The organism is Thermogemmatispora sp., assembly GCF_019683635.1.
Lineage (GTDB): Bacteria > Chloroflexota > Ktedonobacteria > Ktedonobacterales > Ktedonobacteraceae > Thermogemmatispora.
Genome location: NZ_JADGIA010000336.1, coordinates 1 through 2,907, shown reverse-complemented (window position 1 = coordinate 2,907; position 2,907 = coordinate 1). Strand labels below are relative to the sequence as shown.

2 protein-coding genes are annotated in these 2,907 nt (G+C 59.8%); both read right to left on the bottom strand.

The genetic code is table 11. The features are described 5' to 3' along the window. A partial coding sequence (cmr1, locus tag IRZ31_RS21010; protein ID WP_297157630.1) for a type III-B CRISPR module RAMP protein Cmr1 occupies positions 1 to 211 on the bottom strand: 211 nt, incomplete at its 3' end. A gap of 427 nt (positions 212 to 638) precedes the next feature. Further along, positions 639 to 2,273 carry a Na/Pi cotransporter family protein gene (locus tag IRZ31_RS21005; protein ID WP_297157627.1) on the bottom strand — a complete coding sequence of 545 codons (1,635 nt, stop codon included), beginning with the start codon at positions 2,271 to 2,273 and terminating at the stop codon, positions 639 to 641. Between the last annotated feature and the right edge of the window lie 634 nt (positions 2,274 to 2,907).

The following is a 2,907-nucleotide window of genomic DNA, read 5'->3' as shown; positions in this document are numbered from 1 at the left end:
TCGGCGAGCCATATTCAGCGCTCCCGAACACCTCGGTCTCGCGCCGGCGCACCTCCGCCAGGTTGCCTCCGACGATGCCTCCAATCAGCGCGCGGTACCAGTAGCGCAGAGGTCCCCGCAACGAGGGGGGACGCAGCTCTACCTCTGCCTGGTTGGCCCCTGCCAGAAAGAGTGGAGTTATGACCTTGATATCAAACGTCGCTTTTAACATTAACTAGAAATCACCTTATGAAAAATGATCTTAAAGGAGGGTCTGCGCTCTCTTTCCCTGATGATAAGCCTTACACTACAACCTTGCCACCTCAGAAGCTATGAACTTCTTCACAACCTCTGATGAATGCGGAATGCGAAGACGTCTCCCTCTATCGGGAGTCTACCCATTTGATAGACGGATTGCTAACGGCTAGCCGAAAGTGGCTGTATGCTTGTGTCTTTCGGCTTTCTTGTGTAAAGCTCCCCGGGTTGGTTTTACACTATAAAACCGAAGACGAAAAAGAGAGCGGTGGAGGACCGGGCTGCCACTGAAGAAGGCTCAGAGCGACGGAGGAAGAAGCAACGGAGCGACCAGGGCCAGCTCTGTACCGTGCAGAAGAGTCCTGGCCGCCCCGCCAGAGAGAAGGAAAAAGGAGATCGCTGCTTTAGAGATCGCCGCGCACTGCATGCGCGATGTTCGATGCATGGGAGAGCACGCGACTGAGAGCGTTCAAGAGATCGAGATGGATCGCGCTTGACTCCCAGCTAGGAGAGAGGCCGCTCTGCAAGCGGCGCACGTGGCGCAGATGGAGCTGGCGCTTCATCTTGCTCAGCTCCGCCTTACGCACAAAGAAGTCGTTGGCCAGCGAGGTATCCTGCGAAGCCAGCGCGGCCAGGGCCTGCTCCAGGGCCTCCGTCACCTCATCATGGTAATTGAGCAGATCCTGCCAGCCCTCCTCAGAGAAAGCCACCTGGCGGCGTTGCTTGCGGCGGGCCAGGCGCATCATCTGTCGATCGATGATATCGCCGATGGCTTCAAGATCAGTAATAATATAGAGGAGTGCCAGCTCGCGCTGGACCTGCTCGCGCGTCAGGCGGCTCTCATCGAGCTGCGTCAGATAGCGCTTAATGGCTGCATTAAGCCGATCAAGCTGGTCATCCAGCTCATTGATGCGCTCCGGCACGCGGGCGTCGGGCTTCTCGAAGGCCAGCATGCTCAAGCGCAGCATCTCCGTCACGATATCGGCCATGCGGAGAACCTCGCGCGTTGCCTGGCCCAGGGCGACCGCCGGCGAGGCCAGGGCCTCGGGATCGAGATAGCGCGGCCCCAGTTGCTGCTCATAATGATTCTCCTGCTCTGGCAGAAGCAAGGTCACCAGGCGTGTGACGGGAGCAGCCAGCGGAACAAAGACCGCGGCCAACGCCAGATTAAAGATCAAGTGCGTCAGGGCCACCTGCCAGGCCGGTTCCAGGCCGAGCCGGGCCAGCAGGCTGGTCAGGAGCGGCAGCAAAGCCAGAGCAATGGCGGCCCCCAGTGACTTGGTGCCAGTATGGAGCAGGGCCAGGCGGCGGCCTGTGACCGAGGGGCGACTGATGGCCGTCAGGAGGGCCGTCAGCGTTGAGCCGATATTGGCCCCAAAGAGCAGCGCCAGAGCCGCAAAGACCGAGAGCGCGCCACTGGCCGTCAAGACCAGCACCAGGCCGATGGCTGCCGCACTCGAAGCGAAGGCCAGAGCCAGGAGCAGGCCCAGCAGGGCCAGCACCAGTGGCGCCCCCATCAAAGCGCGCAGTACCTCGGCGGTGATCGGGCTGGCCGCGATCGGGGCGCTACCGACCTGGAGCGCTGCCAGTCCAAGCAAGATCACCCCAAAGCCGAAAGCCGCTTGACCAAGGTCGCGCTGCGGCCTATGCTGTGTCAACAGGCCCAGGGCGGCCCCTGCTCCGGCGATGGGAATGGCGTAGTCGGTCACATGGAAAGCAAGCAACTGCACGACCAGTGTGGAGCCGACGTTAGTGCCCAGAATCATGACAAAGGCCGTTGTCAGGGGAACAAGTTCAGCGTTCACCAGCTCCACCAGCAGCGAGGAGGTCGCGCTCGAACTCTGCGTCAGTGCCGTCACGACGACGCCGACACCGAAAGCCATGAAAGGGCGCTGTGCCAGCGCCATCGTTGCCTTCTGCAGGCGCGGACCGGCTGCGCGCTGCATAGCCTCCGACAGGAGGCGCAGGCCGTAGAGCAGTAACAGGGCCCCGCCCAGTAACAGGCCCACAACCATTGTCGGATTGCTTGTCGTCGCCATTGCTTGCTCTCTCTCCCCTCCCATTTCTTGAGTTTAGTGAGATAGCTCGGATAGCCTGGAAGCAGGCAATTGCTCACGCTTGCAGGCGCCACTTTTGATGGTGCAAGCGTGGATAAACAGATAAACTGGCAGATCGAAAGGTGGGCCTGGACTCACCTTCTGCACTTGATGCTGTCTGAAGCGGCGCGGGCGCACGATGGCCGACCCTTGTGCTCGTCGCTGTGTCCGGCTGCTCTGCTCTGAAGGCGTGCTCTGCCTGGTACCAGTAGCTGTGAGGCCCGCCTGATGGCCTGACTCGCTGTGCCCACGCGGGCTGCACTGCCCGGCTGTTCTGTGGCTGGGGAAGTGTTAAGCTGGCATTAACCTTATGTTAAGGGAATGTTAAATACACTATAGCATGCGGAGACGGTGATCGCAAGAGGAAGCGGCAATGTTGAGGGGAAACGCAGGTTATAAGTAGATTGGCGCTGGCGGGCCAAACCGTTTCTCTGCTCTCTGCTAGTGAGCGGGACTGAGATGGCTGAGAGACAGGGGTTCAAGCCTTACCTCGCTGGCTCTACTCAACCTGATCAGTCAATCAGAACATCTCAAGCAACAAGGCGATCAAAGATAAAAGCATCCAATGGCGTAGAAC